Source organism: Microcoleus sp. PH2017_12_PCY_D_A (assembly GCF_020738565.1).
In the GTDB taxonomy this organism is placed as follows: domain Bacteria; phylum Cyanobacteriota; class Cyanobacteriia; order Cyanobacteriales; family Microcoleaceae; genus Microcoleus.
The window spans coordinates 1-24,371 of record NZ_JAEQCI010000066.1 but is presented as its reverse complement, the minus strand read 5'-3'; the positions used below and the strand labels follow the sequence as shown (position 1 = coordinate 24,371).

The 24,371-nt window shown below is 46.1% G+C and carries 18 protein-coding genes; 9 read left to right on the top strand and 9 right to left on the bottom strand.

Annotation, left to right across the window (positions count from 1 at the left end; all coding sequences use genetic code 11):
• Positions 1-8 precede the first annotated feature (8 nt).
• A complete protein-coding gene (locus JGK39_RS19835) occupies positions 9-1,799 on the bottom strand; it encodes an N-acetylmuramoyl-L-alanine amidase (protein ID WP_293245852.1) in 1,791 nt (596 codons plus the stop codon).
• 253 nt (positions 1,800-2,052) lie between these two features.
• Between JGK39_RS19835 and JGK39_RS19830 the strand changes: the two genes are divergently transcribed.
• The gene (locus tag JGK39_RS19830) at positions 2,053-2,292 is read left to right on the top strand and encodes a hypothetical protein (RefSeq protein ID WP_293245850.1); all 240 of its coding nucleotides are present in this window, start codon (positions 2,053-2,055) and stop codon (positions 2,290-2,292) included.
• A gap of 142 nt (positions 2,293-2,434) precedes the next feature.
• On the opposite strand, the gene JGK39_RS19825 is transcribed toward JGK39_RS19830, so the two are convergent.
• Together JGK39_RS19825 and JGK39_RS19820 are read right to left on the bottom strand one after the other, a co-directional pair.
• Entirely contained in the window at positions 2,435-2,878 is a 444-nt protein-coding gene (locus JGK39_RS19825; protein WP_293245848.1) for a hypothetical protein, read from the bottom strand.
• A 97-nt stretch (positions 2,879-2,975) separates the two neighbouring features.
• Positions 2,976-3,980: an alpha/beta fold hydrolase gene (locus tag JGK39_RS19820; RefSeq protein WP_293245846.1), complete on the bottom strand. Its 1,005-nt coding sequence runs from the start codon at positions 3,978-3,980 to the stop codon at positions 2,976-2,978.
• A 417-nt stretch (positions 3,981-4,397) separates the two neighbouring features.
• On the opposite strand from JGK39_RS19820, the gene infC reads away from it, so the two are divergent.
• The 3 genes from infC (at position 4,398) to JGK39_RS19805 (ending at position 9,087) form a co-directional block, all read left to right on the top strand.
• A complete protein-coding gene (infC, locus tag JGK39_RS19815) occupies positions 4,398-4,931 on the top strand; it encodes a translation initiation factor IF-3 (RefSeq protein ID WP_293245844.1) in 534 nt (177 codons plus the stop codon).
• A gap of 427 nt (positions 4,932-5,358) precedes the next feature.
• Positions 5,359-8,418, top strand: coding sequence for a HEAT repeat domain-containing protein (locus JGK39_RS19810; protein WP_293245842.1), 3,060 nt, complete (start codon positions 5,359-5,361; stop codon positions 8,416-8,418).
• A 192-nt stretch (positions 8,419-8,610) separates the two neighbouring features.
• Positions 8,611-9,087: a cyclic nucleotide-binding domain-containing protein gene (locus tag JGK39_RS19805; RefSeq protein WP_293184648.1), complete on the top strand. Its 477-nt coding sequence runs from the start codon at positions 8,611-8,613 to the stop codon at positions 9,085-9,087.
• A gap of 191 nt (positions 9,088-9,278) precedes the next feature.
• On the opposite strand, the gene JGK39_RS19800 is transcribed toward JGK39_RS19805, so the two are convergent.
• Positions 9,279-9,623 (bottom strand): DUF4870 domain-containing protein, encoded by a 345-nt coding sequence (locus JGK39_RS19800; protein WP_293245838.1) that lies wholly within the window; start codon positions 9,621-9,623, stop codon positions 9,279-9,281.
• 102 nt (positions 9,624-9,725) lie between these two features.
• Between JGK39_RS19800 and prfC the strand changes: the two genes are divergently transcribed.
• Genes prfC through JGK39_RS19785 form a run of 3 tightly spaced genes read left to right on the top strand, consistent with a single transcriptional unit; the run spans position 9,726 to position 12,302 of the window.
• On the top strand, positions 9,726-11,354 hold the full coding sequence (prfC, locus tag JGK39_RS19795; protein ID WP_293245836.1) for a peptide chain release factor 3: 1,629 nt from the start codon (positions 9,726-9,728) through the stop codon (positions 11,352-11,354).
• 39 nt (positions 11,355-11,393) lie between these two features.
• A complete protein-coding gene (locus JGK39_RS19790) occupies positions 11,394-11,687 on the top strand; it encodes a hypothetical protein (protein WP_293245834.1) in 294 nt (97 codons plus the stop codon).
• Positions 11,688-11,738: 51 nt separating this feature from the next.
• Positions 11,739-12,302: a Uma2 family endonuclease gene (locus JGK39_RS19785; protein ID WP_293245833.1), complete on the top strand. Its 564-nt coding sequence runs from the start codon at positions 11,739-11,741 to the stop codon at positions 12,300-12,302.
• Positions 12,303-12,671: 369 nt separating this feature from the next.
• On the opposite strand, the gene JGK39_RS19780 is transcribed toward JGK39_RS19785, so the two are convergent.
• Positions 12,672-18,185: an ATP-binding sensor histidine kinase gene (locus JGK39_RS19780; RefSeq protein WP_293245832.1), complete on the bottom strand. Its 5,514-nt coding sequence runs from the start codon at positions 18,183-18,185 to the stop codon at positions 12,672-12,674.
• 614 nt (positions 18,186-18,799) lie between these two features.
• Positions 18,800-19,135 (bottom strand): KTSC domain-containing protein, encoded by a 336-nt coding sequence (locus JGK39_RS19775; protein WP_293245831.1) that lies wholly within the window; start codon positions 19,133-19,135, stop codon positions 18,800-18,802.
• A gap of 757 nt (positions 19,136-19,892) precedes the next feature.
• Here JGK39_RS19775 and bchB point away from each other — a divergent pair.
• Positions 19,893-21,416 (top strand): ferredoxin:protochlorophyllide reductase (ATP-dependent) subunit B, encoded by a 1,524-nt coding sequence (gene bchB, locus JGK39_RS19770; protein ID WP_293245829.1) that lies wholly within the window; start codon positions 19,893-19,895, stop codon positions 21,414-21,416.
• A 69-nt stretch (positions 21,417-21,485) separates the two neighbouring features.
• On the top strand, positions 21,486-22,280 hold the full coding sequence (locus tag JGK39_RS19765; RefSeq protein ID WP_293245827.1) for a DUF1963 domain-containing protein: 795 nt from the start codon (positions 21,486-21,488) through the stop codon (positions 22,278-22,280).
• 358 nt (positions 22,281-22,638) lie between these two features.
• On the opposite strand, the gene JGK39_RS19760 is transcribed toward JGK39_RS19765, so the two are convergent.
• From JGK39_RS19760 to JGK39_RS19750, 3 genes are all read right to left on the bottom strand, one after another.
• On the bottom strand, positions 22,639-22,935 hold the full coding sequence (locus tag JGK39_RS19760; protein ID WP_293245825.1) for a hypothetical protein: 297 nt from the start codon (positions 22,933-22,935) through the stop codon (positions 22,639-22,641).
• Positions 22,936-23,185: 250 nt separating this feature from the next.
• Entirely contained in the window at positions 23,186-23,569 is a 384-nt protein-coding gene (locus JGK39_RS19755; protein ID WP_293245823.1) for a DUF5615 family PIN-like protein, read from the bottom strand.
• Positions 23,566-23,826 (bottom strand): DUF433 domain-containing protein, encoded by a 261-nt coding sequence (locus JGK39_RS19750; protein ID WP_015176393.1) that lies wholly within the window; start codon positions 23,824-23,826, stop codon positions 23,566-23,568. The genes JGK39_RS19755 and JGK39_RS19750 overlap by 4 nt, the downstream gene beginning before the upstream one ends.
• Positions 23,827-24,371 lie beyond the last annotated feature (545 nt).

Below are 24,371 nucleotides of genomic sequence, written 5' to 3'. Positions count from 1 at the left end.
GATGCCCATTATCTTTGTTGAAGATAATATAAAATGCCGCGAGCGATCGAAGCCGCCATTTGACTGCGGTAAGCTGGATCGGAAAGTCTAGCAGCATCCTCAGCACCTGTGACAAAACCGACTTCCAGCAACACAGAAGGCATAGCACTCTTCCTCAAAACATAAAATCTCGCCTGCCGCACCCGGCGGTCTTTCGCCCCCGTCCCATCCAAAATACTGGCGTGAATCACCCGGGCTAAATCTTCCCCGCTATCGAAATAATAAGTCTCAATGCCGCTAATATCCGGGCGACTCATATTAATCGCGTTGGCGTGAATGCTGACAAACAAAGTAGCATTCACCCGCGATGCCAAAGAAACTCTCGGTTCTAGGTCAATTTCGCTGTCGTCAGTCCGAGTCATTACGGCTTGCACGCCCTGCTGTTCCAGCAGCCTCGCCACTTGATAGGAGATATCTAAAACAATCTCCTTCTCCTGAATCCCCCCAATCCCGACGGCACCCGGATCGCGGCCGCCGTGGCCGGGATCGATCGCTACTACGACGCGACGGTTAGAACCTTGGGGCAAATCACCCGCTCCAATACTGCTTCTCGGCGGCAACGGCTGCGGATTTGGATCGCGAATCAAAGGTGACTGCGCGCTAGCACTCGATCGCAATTGCAAAGACAGCACCTGCGGGTTAGGTCTCGTCACCCTGCCTACCTGTACCCCCGATCGCGGCTGCACCCAAATCACCACAGTCTCCGCGTCTTCCTGGCTGGCGGTAAACGATACAGGGCTGTTGCCGTCGAGCTGAGGAATTTGCCCCGCCAGGGAACTAGAAGCTAGCCGAATCCAGTAAGCTCTCGATGATTGATCCCACCCGCTGGTATAGGAGACTTGGCGGTCAGTTCTCACCACGAATTGCGTGCCGTTACTCGCTAAATCAATGGACTGAACTCTCGCTAAACTTCCTTGAGCTGGTCTCCCAACAAGCACCTGTTGGGAGCGCGTCAGCATTGGCCCACTCGTGCCCCCTGGCGATAGCACAACCGAGCCAGAATTGCCCACAGAAGCGCGCCACTGAGTATTAGAACTCTTCATCCGCAAAGTGACGCGGGTAACGGGCGGATCTGTTGGCAATTGCCGGACTTCAATCTTGTCAACTCCGTGCTTGCCGTTGGTTTGAGGCTGTTGGCCGCCAGCGCCCGGAGCTAAAGTAGCTCCTTCAATATCGAGGGTGGCGATGTCCCCGGCTCGACTTTGTTGAAAATTAATTTGGGGGTTGCCGCCGGCAGTACGGATCAAAAAACCGTCCGCCGTCACCTGAACGTTCTGAACTACAGTCGCTTCAGCAGATTGGGTTTCCCTTGCTGAAGGTTCAACCGATAATCTTTCTCCCCCAGGTTCTGAAATCGAATTTTGAGTTCCTCCGCGTACTGGTGCGGGCAAATCTACTGTCCACTCGCTGGCAGAAATGCCCCGAAATTTTACTTGCTGGGGGTCTAGTGTAAACCCGTCTTTGAGTTCGACGACTATTCTGGTGGTATCGTCGTCAAACTGTCCTACTCGCACAGATTCGATCGCCCCTGAGAGCGGTTTGTTGACCGAGGGACTGCCCAGACTCGTCCCGGGTAAGTCGATTACCAACCGCGTGGGGTTGAAAATCAGTTGAGCCTTGGGTTGGACTCCCCCCTCTGTTCTAATGTAGAGCCGGTTCTCTGAAGCATCAAACCGCCAAGATTGCAGTCTAGCTGCTTCGGCGGCTCCGGCGAGCAAAAATACACTTAAGAAACTCGGTAGTAGCCAGTGGAATTTCACGACAGTTTTTTCCTCGTTTGCGTTACTGCTAAAAGCTGGAAGGGTGCTGCTTGCCCGAGCGGCTTTCAGCAGTTCGCCGCCAGCACACCGGGGGCACTCTGGCCGTCAGTTGTTGGCTCTCATGGACTTTTTATGCTTTAACTGGCTCCCAAATGCCCAATGATGGCATTTTGAAACTTTCCCGCATAGTTGGGGGCGATCGGTTATAAGCTGACTGAGAAATTGTTGGCACAAGGGAAGGTATTGATAGCAGATGTTGAAGGAATTTCGGCGACGAGCAGGCGATCGGGATTTCACGGATGCGATCGGTTATAAAACTTTAGTTATAGTCGCCAAAGAACTCACAAGTAATAAAATCAAGGGTTTCAGCAATACAGAACATCCCGCTCGTCTGGAGCTGCTGCTATTTATAGGAGCAATCAACACCTTATTTTTTGAAGTTAGGAATTGGGACTTTACGGCTATTCAAGCAATCTGTTGTACAAATCTTTAATGGATGGAAATAGTTACAGCAAGGTAATAATCCGTTTGACAGTTGCATTGTATTCTAACTTTTCATAGGCTACCTCGATCACTTAACAACCTATCTCGATCGCAATCAGGATTTCCCAGATTGAAATGACTTTTGAATTCAGCTAAATATTAGTTCCAGACCAACTGGCATATCCTTTTAGAAAATCATTTTGTCTGACAGCTTGACATTGACATACAACTACATAGCGCTTCTTCCGTCTTTTTTCGATCGCATTGGCACAGTCAGGCATTTGCGGTACTACTGGAAACTTAGTTGTTAGCTGGGTTCGGGCGATCGCTAATCTTAAACCACGATCGCTAGTCAATGCTGTTAACTGTAACCAAAGAGTGTTTTGTCTCACCTTGGCGGGCAATGCTTGGTCACCAACACTCTTTGAACGCACAGGATCGATCGCCAGATCGTTGGTTAGCTTACCGGGGGAAAAGTTTTGACCGGAGATATTGTTATCGCAGTTGTAAAGTTTTTTCGACACCAAAAACAATCGATCGGCTTCTGGCAAAAACCTGTGATTTGGTTTGATGACCTGCCTTTCGATTAACTGCATAACTCGTGTTTATACTACCAGTTAGAGAAGATACAGTATCTTGGCGATTCTGTCAATGTCTAAATTGCTGAAAAAAACGACCATAAAATTAAATAAATTAACTCACCGCATCTGCAAAATTTCGACCGATCCAGTTTAAAATTGCTTGATTTACTTGTTCCGGGCATTCATCCTGGGGACAGTGGCCGGCATTTTCTAATTCAACTAGCTCTACATACTGGGGATTGCATTCGACAAATTGGTGGGGCCGGGCGAACCGAGGGGGAATCATCCGGTCTTGTTTGCCCCAAATTAACAGCATCGGGATTGTGGAATTTCGCAGCACAGTCTTGACACCGGGGCTAAATTGTGAACTACCTACAGCTTTAAATACAGCACAGAAGGCGCGGGCGGCTCCCCGATCGCCCGCAGGCCCTGATAGAATTTCCACTAATTCGTCGGTAATAGATTCCGGGTTGGCGTAGGCAAAGCCGACCCAGCGGCGGACAATTGAAGGTTTACGGACGAAAGCAAATAGAGGCCTGAGGATGAGCGGAGAAACAAACCAGCTTTCGACAGCTTCGATCGCCGGTAACAGCCATCCGGGCACTGCCTCGGCTCGCACAGATGGGTCTGGGAGGCTAATCATCACCGTGCCGGCTACCATGTCCGGGTGAGCGGCGGCCGCAGCCAGACAAATCAGGGAACCGATCGAATTTCCTGCCAATACTACTGGCTCTCTGATAAAAGTCAGCCAAAAATCATACACTTGATCGACCCACAAAGACACAGAGTAGTCGGTGGGAGCTTTTTGGGAAGCGCCAAATCCCAACAAATCCAAGGCGTAAACCGTGTGATTTTCGGCGAGGGGGGCGAGATTTTGGCGCCAGTGACCGATCGACGCTCCAAACCCGTGCAGTAAAATAATCGGTGTTCTCGATGTGTCGGAGGCGATTGGTTCGGCCTGGGAATCTGGAAATTCGATCGCGCCTTGATGCGATGCCCTATTCGGTCGCAAATAAGTGTAGCGAGTTTGCCAACCGCGCCACACCCAGTCTCGTTGAGTGCCCACCCGCTGGTGCCATTGCAGAGAATTTGTCAATTTTGCCTCGGCTCGCAACATAAATTTACACTTGGTTATACCTATTCTACAAGGCAAATCAGGGGACTTGGGGAACGGAGCGGACTGGGCTCCATGAGCTAATAAAAGCCGTTATACCTGAGTTTTAACGATTTACCGGGAATTTGCGACAGTTTTACCATCGATCGGGCACGGGGGCGGGCGATCGTGTGTGAAGTTAAAATAAAACTAGGCAGAAACTTAGCCAGACTGAGTAGAATAACAGGTATTGTAAGAATTCATTTACGATCGTCCAAATATTCCCGAAGGCTTTAGCTGAGGGTAGAGAGGGCGGGGTAGTACGTCCGCTAAGGGTAACACCTTGCAAAATAGCTCGATCGGACAAAATGAAAAATTGGTCGATCGAACCTGTAACTATCAAGAAGCTTCAATATTAAACTACTGATTGTAAAACCATTCATGCCTGTGATTGAAAGAAGACAAAATCGCAACCTACCCCAGATCAACGAAAACATTCGATACCCCAAAATCCGGGTGATCGATACCGACGGCGGGCAACTAGGGATATTGACACCCGCAGAAGCGCTGCGCCTGGCAGAGGAAAAAGAACTCGACCTCGTACTTGTCAGCGACAAAGCTGACCCGCCTGTATGTCGCGTTATGGACTACGGGAAGTACAAATTTGAGCAGGAAAAGAAAGCGCGAGAAGCCAAGCGGAAGCAACACACTGCTGACGTGAAGGAAGTGAAGATGCGCTACAAAATTGAAGAACACGACTACCAAGTGCGCCTCAAACTAGCAGACCGCTTTATCAAATCTGGGGACAAAGTAAAAGCCACGATCATGTTCAGAGGTCGGGAAATCCAACACAGTAACCTAGCAGAGGACTTGCTCAAGCGCATGGCCACAGATTTGCAGGAAATCGCAGAGGTGCAGCAAGCGCCGAAAAAAGAAGGCCGCAGTATGATGATGCTGCTGTCGCCGAAAAAATAGTTATGAGTGATTAGTCATCAGTCATCAGTCATCAGTCAACAGTCATCAGTCATCAGTCATCAGTCAATAGTAATAGACTGGTGACGGTAGACTAATTGCGACGCCCCAAAACGGATATAGGTTTCCGAGTATAGTCGTGGAGGGTCAAAACAAAAATTTTAGACCCTAGTTGCAGCTCCTAGATTTTATCTGTGGAGCAAATCTAAAATCTAAAATCTAAAATCTAAAATGGGGAGATCGCAGTAATAGACTGGTGACGGTAGACTAATTGCCACGCCCCAAAACGGATATAGGTTTCCGACTATAGTCGTCGATGGTCAAAACAAAAATTTTAGACCAAAGTTCCAGCTCCTAGATTGCATCTGTGGAGTAAATCTAAAATCTAAAATCTAAAATCTAAAATCGGGATATCTACGCACTCTTAAGCATGGAAAATTTTCAAATCAGCGCTTGGGCGGGAGCAGGAAAAGGAGTGCTGCGATCGCTCAACCTGCGATCGGAAGAAGTAGAGCGAACCATACTGATGTTCCTCGTCTACACTCTAACATCGGTAGGGCTGATCTGGCTGGAACTCAGCACGGTAGGTCTGTTTTTAGACGAATTCGGTGCGGACAAAATGCCCTTTATCTATATAGCCAGCGCCTTTATCGGTTCTGGTTTGGGATTTGTCTACTCGTGGCTGCAAAAAATCTTGCCGCTGAGACGCACCGTTGTAGTTGTTCTGGGAATGATGTCGGTACCGCTATTTTTGTTTAGATTCGGCATCGGCTACGAAAATACTAAGATAGCTGGCATCAGCATCGCTTTTATTACTATTTTTTTGATGTGGCTGTGGGTGGAAGCTTGCTATGTCCTCAACGACCTCAATACTTCCATTACTTCCAACCAACTGTTTAATATTAGAGAAATCAAGCGCACCTATCCGCTAGTCAGCAGCGGTTATCTAGTGGCTGGAGTAGTTAGCGGGTTTTCTCTGCCGGTTTTGCTCTATGTAGTCGGACTCAAAAACGTTACTCTAGTATCGGGGTTAATGGTGGCGACAGGCTCGCTGTTGCTGTACTACCTCACGGAAAAATACCGTCAAGCTTTCCCGGAAACGGCTCATTGGACAGATGACGAGGACGAGGACGACCAACAAGAATTTACCGCGCGCAAAGTTACAGGCCCGCTGCAAAAATACGCCATACCTCTAGTTAGTTTCTTCGTCCTTGCAGAAGTCCTCTATGTGTTGGTAGATTTTCAATTCTACAGCCAGCTAGAATACCAAAACCCTGCGGACGGTGCTAGTGGAGCTAGCTGGATTGCTAGCTTTTTGGGTATTTACGAGGGTATTCAAGGTCTGTTTCAAGTGGCGACTCAGTGGTTCGCATCGAGCCGGTTGGTAGAACGAATCGGTGTGTTTGTGACGGCGATGATTTTGCCGGCGGGAATCGCTATTCTGGGCGTGCTGACGATAGGAGCATCGCTGGGCCAGCTAGTGTCTGTGTTCATCGGACTGATATTGCTGAGATTTCTGGACGAACTGCTGCACTACACGCTGTTGGAAACGGTGAGCCCGGTTTTGTTCCAACCGATTCCTGACAATATTCGATCGGGAATTCAAACTCTAGTCAACGGTGTGGGCGAACCTTTGTCCTGCGGTGTGACAGGAGTTGGCATTTTGATTATGCTGTGGGTGACAGACAAAATACTGCCCCACCAAGACGAAAAAGACACACTATTTCACGACAACCAAAGCTTGGTATTTATTGGCGCGATCGTACTTTTGGCCCTGGTGTGGCTGTTTGTAGTCTGGCTGATCCGCTCTCAATACGTGGGTTTGTTGGTCAAAAGCGCGGAACGCGGCCGCTTGGGCGTCACCGACGTTGACCTCAAAGCTCTCAAGCGCGCAGTGGTGGAAACTCTGGAAAAGCCGGGGGGCGAAGATGAAAAGCGCTCTTGCATAGAACTGCTGACGCAAATTGACCCCAAAAATGTCGGAGAAGTTCTCGCTCCGCTCCTGGAAGTGTTACCTTCGGCTTTGCAGCGGCAGAGCTTGGAAACAATGCTCCAACACCCTAACCCGGAATATTTAGAAGCGATACGGACACTTTCGCAGCAATCCTTGCCGCCGGAGGTGCTGGCCTTGGCTTTGCGCTACATCTGGCTGACGGAGGCTGAACCGAATATTGACAGCTTGCGGCCTTACTTGCAGCCCACTGTCGATCCGGTGGTGCGGGGTACGGCTGCTGCTTTAATTATGAGAAGGGGCGATCGCCAGCAAAAGGCAGAGGCTACTAACACGCTGCGCCAAATGCTGACGCACAAGCTGGAACGGGAACGGGTGATGGGTACGCGGGCTCTGGGAGAGGCTGATTATTTGCAAGGACTGCGGCTGTACATCCCCAATCTGTTGCAAGATGAATCTCTGCGAGTGCGCTGCGCTCTGTTAGATGTGATTTCTTCTACTCATTCTGAAGAATATTATCCTTCGCTGCTGCGCGGACTCGGTTACAAATCGACTCGGGAAGCGGCTTTGCAGGCGATCGTCAAACTTCACAATGATGCGATTCCTTTGCTCGTCTATTTGGCTGAGGATATCCACAAGTCGGATTTGGTCAGGTTGCAAGCTTGGACGGCTCTGGGTCAAATTGGGACTGTGGAGGCGATCGACATTTTGGTCAGCAATTTGATGACGGCTTGGGGAACTACCAGGCGCAACATCCTCCGCATCCTGTTGAAAATGCCCTCGGAGGCGGGGATAGAAGGGGTTCTAGACCGCATCGGTCGCAGTGGCTTGGAAACTCTCATCGAACAGGAGTTGATGTTTATCGGTCAAATTTATGCGGCTCTGGTGGATTTGTCTGGGGTAACAACCTACAGCAATTTCTCCGATCGAGATACCAACAGCGCCGGAGCACCCGAGAATGATACGGCTCAATTGTTGCAGCGTGCTCTGGCGGGGTTGGAAGCTGATGCTAAGGATCGGTGTTTTTTGCTGATGAAGTTTCTTTATCCGCTGGACACCGTACAAGCTGCTGCTTTCAACATCGCTTCTGGCCAACCTTCTTTGGTGGCGAGGGGATTGGAAATTCTCGACAATACTGTGGATATCGCTAAGAAGCGATCGCTGATCAATTTGTTGGATCAGCACTCGGAAAGAGAGAAATTGAGCAATCTCTCGGAATTGATGGTGTACAAACCTCTATCCCCGAGCGATCGTTTGCGCCGCTTGCTAGAATTGCGCCATTTCCTTTCGGATTGGACTTTAGCCTGCTGTTTTCATTTGGCGAGGGAAGCGCGCTGGAGCCTTACCGCCCAACAAACTCTCGTTTGCCTGCAACACCCGACGGGTTTTGTCCGCGAAGCAGTGTTAGCCTATTTGAAAATAGCTTCACCGCGGGCTTTGCTCGAATTGTTGCCGAGGCTGCAAAATGACCCCAATAATTTGGTATCAGCTCAAGTTGAAGAGATGATGGCTGAGTTGGGGAGTGGCCCAAAAAGGTAAAGAAGGAAGAGGGAATAGGGAAGAGGGAAGAAGGAAGAAGGAAGAAGGAAGAAGGAAGAAGGAAGAAGGAAGAAGAAAGAAGGAACAAAAAGAAACTATCTCCAATACCTAATGCCCAATGCCCAATTCCCAATGCCCAATTCCCAATGCCCAATTCCCTTTGAAAGTTTAAATTAATCACTCCATCGCATTATGTTAACTAGCGTCGAACGCCTATTGTTTGTCAGGGAAGTTCCGATTTTTAAGGAACTACGAGATGATTTTCTTGTGCGTCTAGCATCGGTAATGGATGAACTTTCGTTTCCTTCTAAGCATAGGATTTTTACGGAAGGACAAGAAGGTCGATCGCTCTATATCTTGGTATCGGGTACGGTGCGGGTGCATATAGGCGATCGGGATTTGGCACAGTTGAAAGCCGGGGCTTGTTTCGGGGAAATGTCGCTGTTTGATGCGGAACCTCGATCGGCTTCTATTTCTACTCTGGAACAATCGGAGTGTTTGATGCTGACTCAAATGCAGCTTTATGATGCGATCGATGAAACGCCGGGAATTGCTGTTAATATTATTCGCTTGCTATCGCGCCGGATTCGTGAGTTGAATATAAAGTTGAATGCTAAAGAGGCGGTTATGCCGCCGACAGATCCTGTGAGAGTTCCTGAAATGCGATAAAGCTTGGGAATTGGGAATTGTGTTTGGGTCGATCGCTAATTGTGCACAATTTCTATGGTAGGGTGCGCATTGCGCACCGGTGCGCATTGCGCACCCTACCAGGATTTTTGGGTGACTTGTCAAACAATTAAAAACCCGGCTTTTTACACAACCGGGTTGTTTAAAATCGATAATGAAGCGCGATTTGCTGTCTAAACTATTCGGAAAATAAAAGGGTAGCGGTAAGGTTCGTTAGGAGTTTGCAACACGTGGATAATAGCCATGATTGTCAGTCCCCAATGTAGGAGATAACCTAGCGGCACTAGGATAAACCCGGCAAGCCCAAAAGTCACCACAGTTAACGCCACAATCACAGCGCTGTACACCCATACATTCAAGTGAAAATTGATGGCTTCTGTGGCGTTTTCTTTGACAACGGGGTCATCTGATACTAACAATACAGCGATCGGCGCTCCGATCGAGAACAGTAACGTGCTGAAAAAAATCGCCCCGTGACACACCAGTGATAGCAGCTTCCGCTTATCGGAGTCGTACATATTACTTTGATTCCTTGACTTTAGTGATAAGTTTACCTTTAATAGTCACTCTAGCACAGGCTATAATGGCGATCGGGTGATGATTCCCCTACTTACTTTGTGATGACAACAGAACTCGAAACTGAACTGCTAACTGCTGTTGAACACCGGCGCAACTTTGCGATTATCTCGCACCCCGACGCGGGTAAAACTACTTTGACAGAAAAACTCCTGCTTTACGGAGGTGCAATTCACGAAGCAGGTTCTGTGAAAGCGCGGCGGGCTCAGCGACACGCTACCTCAGACTGGATGGCGATGGAACAGCAGCGGGGAATTTCGATTACTTCTACTGTTTTGCAGTTTGAATATCAAAATTATCACATTAATCTGCTCGATACTCCGGGACACCAAGATTTTAGCGAAGATACTTATCGTACTCTGGCGGCTGCTGATAATGCGGTGATGCTTGAGGATGCTGCTAAGGGTTTGGAACCCCAAACTCGGAAGTTATTTGAAGTTTGTAAGTTGCGACGTTTGCCTATTTTTACTTTCTTTAATAAGCTCGATCGCCCTAGCAGAGATCCTTTGGATTTGTTGGACGAAATTGAGAAGGAATTGGGATTGCAGACTTATCCGGTGAATTGGCCGATCGGTACGGGCGATCGCTTTAAAGGTGTTTTCGATCGCAGAAAACGCAAAATTCACTTGTTCGAGCGGAGTCAACACGGTTCTCGCGCTGCTGTTGATACAGTAATTGAATTGGGCGATCCGCGCATTGAGGATTTGTTGGAACAAGACCTTTACTATCAGCTCAAAGAAGAGTTGGAACTGCTGGATGAGTTGGGAACTGAACTGGATTTAGATTTGGTTCGGGCTGGGAAAATGACTCCGGTTTTCTTTGGTAGCGCGATGAGCAATTTTGGGGTCGAACTGTTTTTAGATGCGTTTTTAGATTACGCGATGAAGCCGATCGCCCGCAACAGCACCGCCGGGGAACTTCCCCCAACTTACGAAGATTTTACCGGGTTTGTGTTTAAGTTGCAAGCGAATATGGACCCGAGACACCGCGATCGCGTGGCATTTATTCGGGTTTGTACCGGCAAGTTTGAAAAGGACATGAACGTGACTCACGCTCGGACTGGTAAAACGGTGCGTTTGTCAAGACCTCAAAAGTTATTTGCTCAGGATCGGGAGTCGATCGAGGTTGCGTATCCGGGCGATGTGATTGGTTTGAACAATCCGGGGGTTTTTGCGATCGGCGATACTATTTTCACCGGCCAAAAACTCGAATATGAAGGGATTCCCTGTTTTTCGCCGGAACTTTTTGCCTTTTTGAGAAATCCGAATCCTTCTAAGTTTAAGCAGTTCCGCAAAGGCGTTTCTGAGTTGCAGGAAGAGGGCGCCGTGCAAATTATGTATTCGGTTGATGAGTCGAAACGCGAACCGATTTTGGCGGCTGTGGGACAGTTGCAATTTGAGGTGGTGCAGTTCCGAATGCAGTCGGAATATAATGTCGAAACTACGATCGATATGTTGCCTTACAGTGTAGCTCGCTGGGTTGATGGCGGTTGGGATGCGCTGGCAAAAGTTGGACGGTTATTTAATACTGTGACGGTGAAAGATAGTTGGGGAAGGCCGGTTTTGTTGTTTAGAAATGACTGGAATTGCCGTCAGGTGGAAGGGGAACATCCTGTTTTGAGGTTAAATGCGATCGCGCCTGTGGTTTCTGGTTTGGCCGTTAGCGCGGAGTGAGATTACCGCGATCGCCTTGAATAAAAGACAACCCTAGATTTGCTCGAAATCTTCCGAGTGGCGATCGTTGATATAACTGCGATCGCCTCCATCAACCGCAAGCAGTCGGAAGTACAAGCAGATTTCGACCTTCGGGGCGATCGAGTGCGATCGATCTCCTCCGGTTGTGGCAAATCGATCGCTTTGTACGAATCCCGCAAACAAGAAACCAGGAAGCATCCAGTCACAAATGATTCCCTCACCTACCGCCGCTTGTTTGAATTAGAAGTTCGCCTGCTGGAAAAAGAAGGGTCGGGAGAAAGCGGTTTATTCAGTCAATTAATTGTGCGCTGAGGTGATAAAATGGCATAAGCAAAAAAACTGGTATCTAGTTTGCATCGCATTATGGTTGCTTTACCCGATCGCCTATCGATGAGCGCAGAAGAATATCTAACTTGGGAACCCACCCAAGAAGAACGCTACGAGTATTGGGATGGCGAAGTCGTCGCTATGAGTGGCGGAACCCGCAATCACAATCGGATTTCAGGAAATTTCTTCAGGATACTAGATGATGCCCTTGTCGATCGCCCTTGCGAACCTTACATCGCCGATGTAAAAGTCCAAGTGGAACCAGGGCGAAAGTATTTTTATCCTGATGTTGTCGTAACTTGCGACGATCGCGATAACGATCCGCAATTGGTGCAATTTCCTTCCTTGATTGTCGAAGTTTTATCACCTTCCACCGAAGCTGTGGATCGCGGCGCAAAATTTGCTAAATACCGCCAATTTTCAACGCTGCAAGAGTACGTCTTAGTGCAAGTCGAAGAGCCCGGAGTAGAACTGTTTCGGCGCAACGAACAAGGGCTGTGGGTGCTGTCGGAGTACGGTTTGGGCGCTGCTTTGCGACTGGAATCAGTGGATGTCGAAATTGCGATCGGCGATTTGTACCGCCAAATACAATTTTCTTAGTCTCGCGTTGCGCGGACATTGTTTGTGTAGCCACGAATGACCTTCGCCCTTTCTTTCTTTCTTTCTTAGTCCGCGCACCATCCGGACATTGTTTGTGTAGCCGCGAATGACCTTCGCCGGGTATCCAACCGAAATTCACCCAATATTCACCCAATATTCACCCAATATCCAACGGAAATTCACCCAATATTCACCCAATATTCACCCAATATCCAACGGAAATTCACCCAATATTCACCCAATATCCAACGGAAATTCACTCAATATTCACCCAATATCCAACGGAAATTCACCCAATATTCACCCAATATTCACCCAATATTCGACGGAAATCTACCCAATATTCACCCAATATTCCTCCTTTCTTCCTTACAAAACCTGCCGTGGGGCGATCGGAATTTCAATAATAAACTCAGTCCCCTCTCCAGGTGCAGAAGCACAACTCAACTTTCCGCCGTGAGAACTCACAACAATCGAGTGCGAAATCGATAATCCCAAACCAGTTCCCGAACCCACCGGCTTAGTTGTAAAAAACGGATCGAATATCTTGTGCAGCACCTCAGTGCTCATCCCCGGGCCGCTGTCCGCAATTCTAATTATCGCAGAATTCCTGTCAGTCACCTCCGTAGAAATTGTAATAGCAGGCTGTTTCTGAGAGTTTTGCGGGCAATCTCTAGCCAATTCCAAAGCATCGATCGCATTTGTCAAAATATTCATAAATACCTGATTCAACTGCGACGCATAACAAGTAATTAACGGTAGCTTGCTGTAATTTTTAATCACCTCAATTCCCAAACGGCCGCCCTCTTTTCTCAGGCGCGGTTGCAGCAACATCACCGTACTGTCTATGCCTTCATGGATATTAACCGACTTCATTTGCGCCTCATCGAGGCGCGAGAAATTCCGCAAACTCAACACAATATCTCGGATTCTTTCGGCTCCGACTTTCATAGAATCCAGCAGCTTTTGCAAATCTTCGCTCAAAAATTCCAGTTCAATTGTTTCTATTTCCTCTATAATTTCATCAGCAGGTTCGGGATAGTGCTGCTGGTAAAGCTCAATCAACTTCAGCAAGTCTTTTACGTAATCGCTAGCGGGATTGAGATTCCCGTAGATAAAACTTACAGGGTTATTAATTTCGTGAGCTACACCAGCCACCATTTGCCCCAAACTCGACATTTTTTCTGTTTGAATTAATTGAGCTTGAGTTAGTTTCAGCTCCCGCAAAGTTTGTTCTAAACGTTCATTTTTGTCATTTAACTCATGCGTCCGCTCTTGCACTTTCTGCTCCACCGAATTGTAAAGCAGAGCATTTTCCAAAGAAATAGCAACTTGCGAAGAAAGCAGCCTTAAAACCTCCAATCTGTGCGCCGTAAAAGCCCCCAGCGTTAAATTGTTTTCTAAATAAAGAATCCCAATTAGTTTGCCTTGATTGACAATCGGCGTACACAAAAGAGATTTGAGCTGGTGTTTGGCGATATAAGGATCGGCAGTAAATCGCCCTTCAGCCACAGCATTGCTCAACACCAAGTCCGAGCGAGTCCTTTCCACATAATTAATCACAGTCACAGGCAAATCCTGACATTCTTCCACAGGCGTAAATTGCAGCACCGCTACATCTTCAGCAACTACTGACGCTTTCGCTGAAATCAACAGCTTTCCATCTCTAACCAAAATTAAAAAACCGGATTGTGCCCCCGCGTTTTCCAGCGAGATCCTCATCAAAGAAGCCAGCAGCTTGTCAAGGACAATTTCGCTGGAAATTGCCAGAGATGCTTTCATTACAGTTGCTAAATCCAGCACTCTCGCATCGCTGCCAGTAGAAGTATGAATAGTTGTTGTAGTTTGATTGTTGTGAAAACTGCCGTTGAGCGGCGTCATTTCCCGCAACTGCGGATACTTCTGTTCTAAATCTTCAACTTTGCGGATTGCACCCCAGCGCAAGTAGCACGAGTGAGCTTCGCGCAAGTGGATTTTGGCATATTGATATTTGCCTTTACTCAACCAAAACTTGGCGGCTAGTTCGTTAGCGAGGGCTTCATTTTGGACAAACTCACTGTCTTGAGCTAAATTTATCGAGAAATCGTAAAGCTCTACAGCTTCTGAATCTTTCTTGGTAATTCTGGCTATTTCTGCTTGTACTAAAAGATACTTGTGCAGAAAGTTTTCACGACAGTTATCAGCCCAGATTTTCATCTGTTTTTGATTGGCTTCTAACTTTTCCAGATATTGTTTTTGCTTGCTTTTTGAAACATTGGGAAAAACGGCAGCTAAAACTAGAGAAAAGAAAAAATTCCACTCGGTAGCGGGTATCGCTCCGGTAATAAAAGATAGTTGCTTTTCTACTTCCAATGCTAGTTGTAGTGCTTCATTGAAGTTGCCATACCAGTACATTACCTGGCATTTGCGAATCTGGTAAAGGCAAAGCGAGTACAAATTTTGATGAGCTTGACAGTTTTGTACGTATTCAGCTTCGCTCATATCGTCGCTTTCAAATACAAATTTTTCAACAGTGAGTTGGCTCAAGTTGCGGAGGATTAACTCTACTCCTAATAATGTATCGGTTACGAGCTGATTTTTGGTTTTTTGGCTGAACTGCAAATACCTGCTGGTGTCTGCCAGAATTTGCGATATTTCTTTGCCTTGAAAAAAGTAATTGGCTATGCGGTTCGACAGGATATAACCCGCATATTCTAAATCTCCTGATTCTAAAGCTGCTTGATATCCTTCATTGCTGATCGCGTGTGCTTCTTTAATATGATTGAACCAGTAATGAAAAATACTTACCAGCGACGAACAAGCTCTGCACTTCAAGCCGATATTGCCCGATTTTTCGCTCAAATTTAGCGACAGCATGGCAAATTGATACGCGGCTTTGTAATCTCCCGAAACAGCGTTTAAGAACATACCGTAGCCGGCGTAGCAAAGAGAGGCTTCGGGTACTAAACCGTAGGTGAGAGAAAGATTGACTCCTTTTAAAACGCTGACTTTCCACAAGTCGGGATTGTTGAGGTAAGCCGATGTCAGCAAGTTTGTGATTAATTTGACTGCCACTTTTTTGTCGGGGACAGTCATTTCCGGGGCGTCAATCAGGGAAGCTATTTCTCTACCAGCTAAAAAGTTTGTGGCTGCTGCAAATTCTTCGGAGATGACTGTTTGCAGTCCGTCTAGCGGCAAGTCAATTCCCAGCAGGTTTAAAGCTTTGATTCCGGCTTTAACGGCTTCCTCGTACTTCGCTCGGAGGGTGTACTGCACGATCAGCAGGTTGTAAATTTCTACTTTTTCTAAGGCCGATCGCGCTTTTTGCAACGTGATGTTGATAAATTCTTCTGAATGCTCGAAATAGCCGTTGAGATACTCAACGTTAGCCCGCTCCATGTGCAGAGCAAAGGCCAAGTCGTAGTGAAAATCCCAGATATCGGCGGTTAAACCGTCCATACCTGCGGTTAAATACTGCAAAGCAGCAACATAAGCAGTGGCATCTTTGGCTCTGCGGGCGGCGTCTAAATTCAGGGTTGCCAGTTCGATTAGTTCTCGCTCGTCTCGAATTAGCGATCGCGCTACATTCAAGTGATCGACTAATTCAAAAATTCTGTCAGCGCGATACTCAGCCGGAGTGTTTTCGAGGATTTGCCTGCCGATTTTCAGGTGAACGTCTTTTTTTTGCGAGTCGTCAATCAGGGCATAAGCTGCTTGTTGGACGCGATCGTGCAAAAATTTATAATTGAGAATTAACAGCGGAAACAGCACGTAATCTAAGGACTTGCTTTCCAATTCCGAAGTTGGCAGAATCAGTCCCGACTTAATCGCCGGCAGCAGGTGAGAAAAAGTTTCCGAAGCTTCTTTCTCATTAATTAAAGAAAGAGTATTCAAGTCAAATTCGTTGCCCAAACAAGCCACTAAACGCAAAACCTGCTGCGTAGAACTCGGCAGTTTTCTCAACTTCTGCACCATCAAATCTACTACATTATCAGTGATAGCGCACTGCTCAATTTGAGTCATATCCCAATGCCAGCCGCCCTTGCTTCCCGACTGCGGCGGGTGAAAAACTAGCAGGTTTTCCTGATACAATGTTTGTAGGAATTGATTAACAAAAAAAGGATTGCCGTCTGTTTTGCTGACAACCAGTTCAGCTAAGGGTTTGACCGATTTGCGATCGCTGTGCAAAGTCTCGGCAATCAAATGAGTGATGTTGTCCACCCCCAGCGGCGACAAAGCAATTTCATTAATGATAGCTTCCTGATTCCGCAGCGTCTCCACAGTCATCATTAAAGGATGAGTGGGACTGACTTCATTATCGCGATAAGCACCAATTAAAAACAGATATTGTGTAGCTTCATCTGTCATCATCAACTCAATCAATTTGAGTGTCGCAGAATCTGCCCACTGCAAATCGTCGAGAAAAATCACCAGCGGATGTTCGGGCTGGCAAAATACGCGAATGAAATTTTGAAAGACTAAATTAAAGCGGTTGAGAGATTCCGTCGGGCCCAATTCAGCTACAGGAGACTGAGCGCCGACAATGAGTTCAACTTCGGGAATTACATCAATAATAATTTGCCCGTTTTGCCCGAAAGCAGTACGGAGTTTTTCGCGCCAAACTGCCAATTGAGCTTCGCTTTCGGTTAAGAGTTGCCGCACCAATTCCGAAAAGGCGCTAACAACTGCTGAGTAAGGAATAGTCCGCTTGTACTGGTCAAATTTTCCCCAAATAAAATAGCCGCGCCTGCGGGTAATCGGTTTGTCTAAAATCTTTACCATTGCCGATTTGCCAATGCCGGAATAACCAGCAATTAGCATCATCTCGCTCCGGGATTTATGCTGTCCTCTGGCGAGCACTGACAGAGAACTTTCTTTGGGTAATTTGCTCTCTTTCTTGATGACAGAAATTTGGGACTGTTCGATACGGTAGGCTCGATTAGTTGTTGCTGCTACCCGTTCAAATGCCGCTAAAAGAGTTTCAACTTCTCGCTGTCTGCCGTAAAGTTTTTGAGGGATTTGAAATTTGTCGGAAATATCTTGGCTGCCGAGAGCAAACTCGGAAATCACCCCCGATGTTTGCAACTGAAACAGACAGGATTCCAAATCCGCTTTCAGTCCCCAAGCGCTTTGATAGCGATCCTCCGCCGCTTTTGCTAGCAATTTCATCACAATGTCTGAAATAGCTTGAGGAATTTCCGGTGCAATTTCAGCGAGAGGTGCTGGCTGTTTGGCGATGTGACAGTGAACTAACTCCATGGGATCGGTAGTGGTAAAAGGGAGCTGTCCTGCCAGGATTTCATAGAAGGTGACGCCGAGGGAATAAAAGTCTGTGCGGTAATCAATTACCCGGTTCATTCTGCCGGTTTGTTCCGGCGACATATAGGCTAAAGTGCCTTCTAAAAAGTTGGGATTTTTATTTGCAAGGTTTTCCGGATTTGAGGCAGTTGAGATGCTAAAGTCTATGAGTCTAACTTGTCCAGTCGCGGGGTTAAAAACTATATTAGAGGGGTTAATATCTTTATGAATTACATTTTTTGCGTGAATTTCTCCCAAAGTTTCAGCAACTTTGATGGCGGTAGTCAAAAATCCTAAATAGGTAAATTTTTGGGTAGCCATAAATATTTTTAAAGATTCGCCACCAAAATCTTCTAAAATCATTGCCAGACTATTTCTAACCTGCTGCAATTTGTGCACTTTAACAACTCCGTCGAGCTGGTTTAAGTTGGCAGTAATGTCATATTCGCGTTTGTATCTATTGAGTTCTTCGGGAGTCGGATAGTCTTCTTTGAGAATTTTGATAATAACAGGTTGATTGTCTTGCTCGTTGCGGCCGCGGTAAACCAGGGAAGTGCTGCTTTCATAAATGAGAGCGAGAACTGCAACGCCGGGAATTGCCATCATAGTTGGTTCTCTCAAGTTAGGTGTGCTTGTTGGTCAATATTACAGTCCTGGACGCGCGGCGGGCTAGAAACCCGGTTTCTTTGTTGGTAGTTGTTGAGAAACTCAAGATTTTTTCCTGTGAACCGGGTTTTTTCCGTAAATCCTATGTTATTCTTCATTATCACTCAAGAGCTATGTTTTGGGATGTGTGGGAAGACATACCCTATCCAGCAAAGAGCTGCTGCTGACTTGCATGGGCCTGGGGCTTTCGTCACCTCAGCAGTTAGGTCAACAAAAGCACAAATACAGGATTTGTGCAATAGACCTCTTGCAAAAGTCCTTTTAATCAAATTTTCGGACGGGCCAAGAGGGCCCATCCCACAAGAAAAAAAGATTTTTGTGGGATGGGCCCTCTTGGCCCGTCCTAGTTATTTTTGCAATCTTGTCTAATGATTTGGTGCGGCGATCGATCGCCCCTAAACAAAAAAACAATCTCAGCGTTTAGATCCCGAGCGGTTGAAACCAGGTCTTGTCAGACAAAACCCGCCGGGAGCGGGTTGAAGAATGGGCGTTTAAAATTAGGTTGTTTTCTTTACTCTGGCGTTGCGGGGACGAAAGTTTTTGTAGACCTGGTTTCAATTACCGTCTGCATCTATTGGGTCATCTAGGCGCCGGCTCCAATAAGCACCTTTGATCTCGGAGTTAAAAAATCGGCCTGTAGAATCAGCATCTTGCAGAGATTCCCAAATTTCCGGTTCTACATCGCTGTATTGATAGACTGACCCGCTGCTAAATTCTATTTGCAAAACTTGAGCCTCTTGATTGTATCCGATCGCCCTAGCCATTGCCGAATCAACCGGCATCATAGCAATGGGTTCGCCGCCAGGAGCAATTTCTGTTAATTCAATACCCGCACTGAGTTCGGTAGAATCTGTATTGGCGATGAAATCAACCATTTGCAGGCCGTGCATTGCAGCTTCTGGTGCGGCAATTTCGATAAATTAGAGGCTTTCCCCGCGATCGATCAACAGTCCTAACTGGCCGTTAGAGTGACCGACTGCTAAGACATTGCTCAAGTCTATTTTGGATAGTTTCATGGGATTTGTAAAGGATTTGTTTGGCGTCAAGATCTCCCGCCCTTTGCAAGTTTCGGTGCCGGGGAAATAGTGAATTAATTAATAGTGGATTCAATATTGGCAAAAAAGTCAATTAACGTATTTTTTATGTGTAAAGTGCGTACTGCGCCACCTACTTCGATCAGATATGTCGGTTGCTTAACGAAATTAGACCTCTTGGACTCCCAAGCTTTCAATTCCTAAAATTATCTGCCTTTATCTGTGTTTGCTGTCGCACGTTTAAATTGTATATTCAGGGCGGGCGGGACGCCCACCCCACAATAGTCTGATTTTTTTTGATATGCAATTTAAATGCAGAACAACTTATTGAGTAAGGTTCGCCACAAGCACCCTACTTTGATAAGATGTGTCAGCTTCTTAACGAAACTTGACAATAAATTAAGAATTATTGCCATAAAACAAAGGTAAAGTTGTGGGAATGGCGAGTCAAATCCCAACCAGCAAAAGCGTTTGAGGATTTTTTCCATCTGTAAATCTTCAGAAAGTTACTATTTCTAAAGGATTCATCCGGTGAGAAAATCTCAAACAACCTTAAAATTTAGCAGTAATCGCCCGATCGGGCAATTCTCAACCAGCATAAGGGAAAATACCTATGAAATTGGCTTATTGGATGTACGCAGGCCCAGCCCACATCGGCACTCTGCGCGTTGCGACTTCCTTCAAAAACGTCCACGCGATCATGCACGCACCGATTGGAGACGACTATTTTAACGTGATGCGATCGATGCTGGAGAGGGAACGGGACTTCACTCCGGTAACTACCAGCGTGGTTGACAGACACGTACTGGCGCGGGGCTCGCAGGAACGGGTGGTGGACAATATCACCCGCAAAGACAGAGAAGAGCAGCCAGATTTAATTGTACTTACCCCGACTTGCACCTCTAGCATTCTGCAAGAAGACTTGGAAAACTTTGTTAACCGAGCTCAATTGGATGCCAAAGGCGATGTGATGCTGGCGGATGTCAACCATTATCGGTTTAACGAACTCCAAGCTGCCGATCGCACTTTAGATCAAATCGTGCAACTTTACATTAACAAAGCTCGCAAAAAAGGCGATTTGGAAGGTAAAAGCGAAAAACCATCGGTGAATATTATCGGTATGTCTACGCTGGGTTTCCACAACCAGCACGACTGCACCGAGTTGAAGCGTTTGATGGCAGATTTGGGAATTGAAGTCAACGAAGTTATTCCCGAAGGTGCTTCGGTTCATAACTTGAAAAGACTGCCGCGCGCTTGGTTTAACCTTGTTCCTTATCGGGAATTGGGGATGGCAGCCGGGGAGTATTTGCAAAAAGAATTCGGCACGCCGATGGTGGATATTACGCCGATGGGTGTGGTGGAAACTGCGCGCTGCATTCGGAAGATTCAGGAAGTTCTGAATGCTCAAGGTGCGGATGTTAATTATGAAGAGTTTATTGACCAACAAACGCGGTTTGTGTCTCAGGCTGCTTGGTTCTCAAGGTCGATCGACTGCCAAAACTTAACCGGCAAAAAAGCCGTCGTATTTGGCGATAATACCCACGCGGCGGCGATGACGAAGATTTTGGCTCGCGAGATGGGAATCCACGTTGTGTGGGCTGGTACGTACTGCAAACACGATGCTGATTGGTTCCGGGAAGAGGTAAAAGGGTATTGTGATGAAGTGCTGGTGACGGAGGATCACGGGGCGATCGGGGATGCGATCGCCAAAGCCGAACCTTCGGCGATTTTCGGCACGCAGATGGAACGCCACGTGGGTAAAAGGCTTGATATTCCGTGCGGTGTGATTGCTGCGCCGATTCACGTGCAAAATTTCCCGATCGGCTACAAGCCATTTTTGGGTTATGAAGGCACGAATCAGTGCGTAGATTTGGTGTACAATTCCTTTACTTTGGGCATGGAAGATCACTTGTTAGAAATCTTCGGCGGCCACGATACTAAGGAAGTGATTACCAAGGGTATTTCGGCTGATTCTGATATGAATTGGACGAAGGACGGACAAGCTGAGTTGAATAAGATCCCCGGTTTTGTGCGGGGTAAGGTGAAGCGGAATACTGAGAAGTTCGCGCGCGATCGGGGAATTGCTCTAATTAATGCTGAGGTGTTGTACGCGGCCAAGGAAGCTGTCGGCGCGTAGTTAGTTGTAGGGTGGGCTTTTGCCCACCTGACTAATTTTTTTGTATATCAAGTAAGTTGCGATCGGTTTATGAACTACAAACTTGAAGTTCCGCTATCTCCCAAACTAGAAAAATATCGCGCTCGAATCGAATCAACTATCAAACCCTATATTGAAATTACAATTGAAAACAACGAACCTGCGAACTGGTGGCAAAGTAAATTTGGCGGATTGCCCTATTTACCTAAAGGATTCGACTATCCTAAAACTCCTCATGGCGATTACTTGTTTTTGCTTGCCCAAATCAACTTTTCCGAAGTACCGCATCTTGAAGATTTTCCCGATCGAGGAATCTTGCAGTTTTATCTTCCTGACGATGAACTATATGGCTTATCTTTCGACTATGACGAAGATATTTTTAAAATTTTATATTTTCCTGAACCAGATTTCAACGTTGAGAATATCATCACTAATTATGATTTTTTGCCCAAATTTGAATACGTGCCTATTTGGGGAAGTTGCCGTTTGCAATTTACTAAAAAATATGCGCCAATTACCCATTACGATGATGGATTTACAAAGTTTTTAGGAGAAGATTTTTATAAATTATTTAGAGAAGACGATGAAGTGCGGGACAATTATATAAATCTATGTGTTCCTCACGGTCATAAAATTGGTGGCTATCATGGTTCTTTTCAATCAAACGATCCTAGACTCGATTGCGAAAGCGATCCGTATATTCTTTTATTTCAAATGGATTCCGATGGAAATGATGCAATAGATATTATGTGGGGCGATGGTGGCGTAGGGAACTTTTTTGTCAAAGAATCAGCACTACAAAAATTAGATTTTAGCGATGTTGTTTATGAATGGGATTGCGGTTGATATGGTATGGTGCGTCGCTATGAGATTTTCGATTTAGTTCGGAGATTTTAGATAGCGACGCACCCTACGGTATCTGTAATATTTTTAGATGTTGTAGGGGCGGGTTCACCAACCATCTGCGCCACAAACAAACAATCTCAAAAACCCGCCCCCACCCAACGATAAATCTGATCTGGCATAGTCCAGATATATGAGATTTGCGATTGAGTTTCCAGATTGTCAATCGCGACACACCCATTGTTTTTTAGTATTTAGCATGGGGATGGGGCGGGTTTTTGAGATTATTAGTATTTTGTCAGAGATGGTTGGTGAACCCGCCCCTACAAGTCAACGGATGTATCAAATAAAACGTTCATTTTTAGATAAACTTCCCGATTCTTTCTTCGCGCATATCGGGAATAATGGTATCCCAATTAATCAGTTCTTGATTTTTTATTGATGATGCTTTGACTACTAAGACTCCACCAACATAATGAACCTCGCACTCTTCATCCGTATTAGCCGGTTCGCTGTTGCCAGTTTCATCGGGAGGCGAAACTACTTCCTGGTTTCTCCGCTGCCATAACAGGAAATCTGCAAAGTTGAGGATTTCTTGCAGTTCAATTTCCGAGAAGTTTTTCAGTTTTTCAACAAGTTTTTCTTGGATAGGTGTCACTGCTATTTTTTCCTTGCTTAACACGACCGCTAGATTCAGTTTAACATAAGGTCAGAGCGAGATCCCTTTTCCAGCAAGCGTGCGATCGGCTTAAATCGCGATAATTAGAGACAGTGCGATCGCTTCCCCATTTGCTATAATATCAGATGAGCCAACCTTGCTCCGATCGATATTGCTACAAGAAAATTAGTCGATCACTATTTCAAGATTGTCGATCGCAACGCACCAGTTCGGTATCTGTGATAACTTTTTAGTCAGATTCATCTTCTGATATTGCTTGATACTCCAAAAGCTTTTCCCCTCGGATAATCCACAATTTACCTACAACTTCTGCGGCATCCAATCCGCGAATTAATATTTCTATTCCCGCTTGTAAATCTTGCGGTTTCGCTTGAGAAGGCAGACGCAGTAACACAATCCCACAATAATCAGAAGGATTGTAGCGGAGGCGATTGCCAAACCCCCTATCCAAAGTCACCAAACATCTACCTTCTCTCCGACAGATATCAATTAATAATTCATCCGGTGTTGAGCTCAAATTTTGTTCTCGTACAGTCGCAACATCGTGGCCAGCCAAACGTAACATCGAAACAACGCGGATGCTGCCTAAATTTTCATCAAGTTTTAACTTCACTTTAAAACTACCTTTTTTTCACCCACAGGAATTTCGACATAACAATCTCTTGCCAACTCAGCCCCATAAGCAATACAAGCCAAAACGTCTTCTCGTTCAATTCCCGGATATTCCTCAAGCAATTCTTCCAAAGTCATGCCACTAGCAAGAAAGTCAAGAATCAGAGAAACCCAGATGCGATGGCCGCGAATACAGGGTTTGCCAAAGCAGATATTCGAGTCGATTGAAATGCGAGACAGTAAATTATTTTGAGTCATGTCTTTTCAATTATAGATTAATTAGTATCCGCTCAATAATTCGGGGCGGACTACCCACTCAGGAACCATTTTGCGTCATTTGAGGTGCATCGTTGAGCGATTTACCCCGGATTATTGAGCGGATACATTAATTATTTATTCATTTGAGCAACATTTTTTTATTGGATAGGCATCACGGCTATTTTTTCCTTGTTCGATCCGATCGCTACATTCAGTTTAACACTCTTGTCGTAGCGATCGCCCTTCGTTTGAAAAGTACGATCGCCCTCACACCTCATTTTGACTATCTTGCTCAACTTCTTCAAAATTCACTTGTTCGTAAACATCAGATAGAGGAACTTCAACCTGGAAGGAATTAAACACTAAAGCCGTATCTTCCTCGTCATACTCGCAATACAACCATCTTTTATTCTCGGTTTTAGAATACTGCTCAACCTTAATTTTTGTGGGTCTTCTGGGTTTGCGGTGATAAGAAAAGCTAATTAGAAAAGCAAGCTAATAGTCGATCTCGAAAATTGTCGAAATTAACAAATCCATAGGCTTGA